This window comes from Actinophytocola sp. (assembly GCF_035712165.1).
Taxonomy (GTDB): Bacteria; Actinomycetota; Actinomycetes; order Mycobacteriales; family Pseudonocardiaceae; genus DASYTH01.
In genome coordinates this window covers 1-3823 of sequence record NZ_DASTBH010000314.1, presented here as the reverse complement: position 1 = coordinate 3823, position 3823 = coordinate 1, and the positions used below count along the sequence as shown (strand labels likewise).

Here is a 3823-nt window from a genome sequence, read left to right as displayed (position 1 = left end):
AGGACAGGATCGGGTGCTGCCGGGCCCTGTCTGTGTCGAGGGCCTCGAAGAGCCGGTGCAGCGGTCGGTACCTGGGAACGGGGAACGGCGGGCGTGGGAGTGCGTGCAGCCGGCGTAGCAGTTCGGCCAGGTCCGCGAGCGTGGGCGGTGGGGTGGTCTGCTGGCACGGCCAGAACGTTGCTACCGCTGTGTCGGTGACAACGGGTTGGTCGCCGGGGAGCGGCGGCAAGGCGATGGGGTTCGGTTGGGTGGCCAACCATCGGGTCACAGCGACCACCGTGGCCGCGCGCGCTTGTCGCAGCGGCGTGGCGGGAGCGAGACGGGCGACGATTTGTTCTTGGGGGAGTAGGTAGACGGCGTTGGATCGGTGGTGCAGCAAGACGGCGTCGTTGTGGTTCACGCCGAACGTGCGGCATACGTGTGCGAGGGCGTCGAGGCCGGGGAGCCCGGAGGGCATGAGTGGATGATCGCGTCGGTTAGGCCGCGGTGACCAGGGCATGGTGGATGCGCCCGCGCAGCTCGGCCACATCGGCGTTGTGCTGGAACGGTTCGGCGCTCTCGGCCAGGGTCTTGAGTCGGGCGTAGGCGCGTTGGGAGGACAGGGAGCTGATCTCGGTCAGGGCTTCGTGGCCGATGGTCACGGCGGTGGTCAGCTCGCCGACTCGGAAGTAGCTGCTGGACAGGCCGGGCAGGTTGACCGCTCGGGACCGTGCGTAGGTGGGGCCGAAGCCGTCCACGGCGTCGCGGAGGTGCTCGATTGCTGCGTGCGCGTACTGCGGCTGGGTACGTGCCAACAGGAAGAACGCGTGTCCGTGCTGCGCTGTGAGCTCGGCCGGGATCACGTGCACGGCCCAGGGTGGTGCTGCGGCCGGGTCGGTGTCGGCGTAGGCCTGGTGCGCCTCACCGAGTGCCCGGTGGCAGGGTTCGGGGTGGCCGAGTGCGGCGTGGCACCAGGCCGTGGTCGCGGCGATGTAGCTGCGGGTGCCGGCGCTGACCGGGTAGGTGCGGCTTGTCGCTGTGGCTGCGCTGAGTTGCACCAGCCGCAGCGCCTCGTCCGGTCGGTGCAGGTGCAGGGCTTGGTGGGCGAGGTCGAGCAGCAGGATCACGGTCAGGTCGGTGCTGCGCGGGTGGTCGGCGCGGCGGGCGGTGTCCAGGGCGATCATCCACAGCCGGCGGGCGGCGTCGTGTTGCTCGACGTCGTAGGTCATCCAGGCGGCGGTCATGGCCAGGTCTGCCGTGGCGAGCAGTAGCTGGGCGCGTACCGGTTCGGAGCATCGGATGTCTTGCAGAGTGAGCACATAACCGAGTTGGGCGACGGCGGCAGCGCGGGACAGGCCGCCACCGTGGCGATAGTCGGACAGGCGGAAGGCGGCGGTGGTCTCCTCGACGGCCTTCACGTCGGCAGCGCCGATGCGGCGTGGTGGGGGTGGGTCGCTGCGGGTCGGCAGAAGGGCGTCCAGCCGTTGGAGTTCGGGGTGGAGTCCGGCGCCGAGGGTGATGGCGGTGACGGCGGTGAAGAAGTCTCTGCGGTCCACCCAACTCACCTCCTGGCCGTTCACGCTACCGGCCGGTGAGGTCGGGAAGCCGAGCAGCGGCGCGGGGATGCCCAACGCCGCCGCGACGCGGGAGATGACCGCGACGTCGCGCAGCCGGTGCTCGCCGCGTTCCACAGCTGACACGCGGGACTGGTTGAGCCCGACCATGAGCCCGAGTTCCTCCTGGGACAGCGCTGCCTGGAGGCGCACGGCGCGGAACACCGGGCCGAAGTCGTAGGTGGCCAACGCGGCGCGCAGGGCGGGGGTGTCGTAGAAGCCGTCCGGGACGGGGCACTGGCCGTAGGAACGCGCGGCCCGCGCACACGGATCGCACAGCACGCCGGGGTGTCCCCGGCGCAGTGCGCACCCGCAGGCACGGCAGCGGTGTCCCGCGTCGCTGGTCATGATCCTTTCCGTACCGGCCATTCCGCACCGTAGCGCCGATCGGCGCGTTGGGCGCGGCGATCACCGATCACCTCAGCATCGGCCGCCAGCCCGAGCCGGTCTAGCCCGGGTAGGTCTATCCACTGGTCTAGAACGTCCCGGTACCGGGAGCGACCGTGAACGGGTGCCTCGAATTCTCCGCCCGAGCGCCGGTTCACTGCCGCAACTGCGCTTCGACGACCTGTATACAGCGGTGTACGCGCTGATCGACGACGCCAAAACCGATTACTCGGTGGTGAAGCTGTACAAGGGTTCGCACGGCTCGCCAAATCCGCACCCTGTCGTCACCGACTTCGCCGGATGGTTCTTCGAGCATCGCCGCGGGTTGGTCGGCTACGCCTGCCACACCATCCGTCCGCGGGCCGCGAGGTTTGTGGTGGACGATCTCGTGGCCTTCGACAGCACGCACCGGCCTCGCGTGCCGACGCTGGAGGTGTTCGGGCTGCTGGACAAGGCGCGGCGGCAGCCTGGGGAGAGCAGCGAGGGCTACCTCAACTACGTGGCGGATCGGGAACACTGTCTCGGCGCGTACCGGGGCGGCTCCTCGGGCTTCGACGACGAGGCACGCGCGTTCGCCTGCGCCCACTTCCGCCAGCTCGGCATTCCCTCCGACCTCGACGACGTGATGGTCTTCGCCGGGGGCGCGAAGGGCGTGTTCCTCGCCTGCTGCGCGGCCCTGATGTGCCAGCGCCGCTTTGACGAACTGCGCCCGACGGGCGGGGTCATCCTCGCCCCGAGCGGCTACTACCAGTCGCTGCGGTTGATCCCGCCGATCTTTGGCGGCATCCTGCACATCGAGGACGACCTGACCGGGGACACGGTCGCCGCGTGGGTAGACGACACCGCCCACCTGTCCGGCCGGGTGGTCTATGTACCGCTGGTCAACAATCTCGACGGCCGGGTCCTGACCCGCGATCAGGCCCACGGCATCGCGGCCGCCGTGGTAAGCCACAACGCCACCCACCCGGACAACCCGGTCTACGTGATCGGCGACGACGTATACGTCGGCTCCTACCTCGACGACCACCTCGTCCCAGAGCCGATCGGTGCCGCCCCCGGCATTGGCCCGTGGTGCGTCTCGGTCGTCACCCCGTCCAAGACGTTCACCCTGCCCACCGGCCGCGTCGCGTTCGCCACCACCACCAACCCGGCACTGCGCCGCGCGCTGGCGCACTACCGAACCGTGTTCTCCCACGGCCGAGTCCCCCAGGTCGGCGAGCTGACCAGCGCCGCCGCACTCTGCCTGACCCCACCCACCTGGATCACCGAGTGGAACGCCTGGAACCGCCAGCAACTGTCCTACTTCACCCGAGAGCTCCAGACCCTCAATCGCGAACTGGGCCGCGAGATCTACCGCGTCGAGCTACCCCAGGGCGGCTGGTACGTCCCTGTGCACGTCGCCCGCAGCCTGTTCGGCGACCGAGTCCAATCCGGGGTCGACGCCCAAGCGGTGCTGCTGTGCTACGGCGAAGGCGACCCCCAATCCGGCCTGGCGATGCTCCCCGGCGAGCTGTTCGGCCACAGCGACAGCGACGGCTGGTACACCCTGCGCGCCAACCTCGCCGTCGACACCGGCACCGTCGCCCGGACCGTCACCCGACTGCGGGACTTGGCGCGCGCGATGACCGGCGGGCGCCGCGACCGCATCCTCGGCTACGCCCTCACCCGCGCCCGCCGAGCCGTCCCCCACCTCGACCAGACCGTGGCCCACCGGACCTACTGAACCCCCGGTCGGGTCGGCGTGGCACGGCCGGCGTTGTCGGTGCCGTGCGCTACGGTTCGCCCCCACATCTAGTAGATGCACCCGTGTAAGACACCACCAGTTGTGCAGGGAGGGCACGCCC

General features: G+C 70.0%; 2 protein-coding genes and 1 pseudogene. 1 reads left to right on the top strand and 2 read right to left on the bottom strand.

The genetic code is table 11. The features are described from left to right. Together VFO68_RS17755 and VFO68_RS17750 are read right to left on the bottom strand one after the other, a co-directional pair. Positions 1-268, bottom strand: a pseudogene (locus VFO68_RS17755) (hypothetical protein); the annotation flags it as partial. 208 nt (positions 269-476) lie between these two features. Then, positions 477-1940, bottom strand: coding sequence for a helix-turn-helix domain-containing protein (locus VFO68_RS17750; protein ID WP_325159419.1), 1464 nt, complete (start codon positions 1938-1940; stop codon positions 477-479). A gap of 163 nt (positions 1941-2103) precedes the next feature. Between VFO68_RS17750 and VFO68_RS17745 the strand changes: the two genes are divergently transcribed. Further along, on the top strand, positions 2104-3702 hold the full coding sequence (locus tag VFO68_RS17745) for an aminotransferase class I/II-fold pyridoxal phosphate-dependent enzyme (RefSeq protein WP_325159418.1): 1599 nt from the start codon (positions 2104-2106) through the stop codon (positions 3700-3702). The last annotated feature ends 121 nt before the right edge of the window (positions 3703-3823 follow it).

Excerpts from the sequence above, each read along its gene's own strand:
- VFO68_RS17750 (WP_325159419.1), bottom strand. The coding sequence starts at position 1,940 with ATGACCAGCGACGCGGGACACCGCTGCCGTGCCTGCGGGTGCGCACTG.